Below are 740 nucleotides of genomic sequence, written 5' to 3'. Positions count from 1 at the left end.
AGTAGGGGGCGCAACACCGGGAGTTTTCGATGTCCCGTCATTTGCGATTTTACTTCGCCGGTTTGGTCCTTGTCGGAGGCCTTCCGACACCAGCGTGCTCCGACTCTTTTACCGCCTTGTTCAATATTGCTCCGCGCGAGCCCGCTGCAACCTCTTCGGCGCAGGCGGAATGTTTGCCGCGACCCGGCAGCTCGCCCGCCGCCGGCCAGCACTGGGTGTATCGGCGGGACGGTCATCGCAAATGCTGGTTTTTGGCCGAGGGCATCGCAACGCTGCGAAAACCGGCTCATGGTCGTGTGGCCAACCGCGGCGCCAGGTCTGTCGAGAACGAGACCGAGCAGCAAAGGGCGAACCCCGTGATCGATGCGCGCGCGGAGTCGCCAAGCTCATCGCCGGCCGAGGGGGCTCAGCCGAGGCCGGCACGCGAAGTCAAGGTGGCCGATGCAAATTCTGTTTTCGATGCGGGCACGCCGGCCCTGATGGCGGCGGCACCCGCCGCGGATCTTCCCACCAGCCAGCTCACGCCCGAGCACCGCGGGCCGCCCCAAGTTGACGTGGAGAAGCTTGCCGCGGCCGCGCGAGCCGTCTCACCTCCAGCTATGCCGCTGGGCGCGCGCAATGAAGAGGTGCGCGACGAGCCGCGCAGCTGGACGGTCACCTGGCTAGGTGTGTTGCTGATGACGCTGGGGGGCTTTTCGATGTTAAGCTCGAGCCGGACGCTTCGGCAGACGGTGAGATTA

At 65.5% G+C, this 740-nt stretch carries 1 protein-coding gene; it reads left to right on the top strand.

The window, feature by feature from the left end:
- Nucleotides 1-29 precede the first annotated feature (29 nt).
- On the top strand, nt 30-740 hold a 711-nt coding region (locus AC0L27_RS41085), incomplete at its 3' end, for a hypothetical protein (protein ID WP_473323791.1).

Source organism: Bradyrhizobium sp. Ken51 (assembly GCF_055807435.1).
Note: the sequence above shows the minus strand (reverse complement) of the source record. Positions and strands in the feature narration are given on the sequence as shown.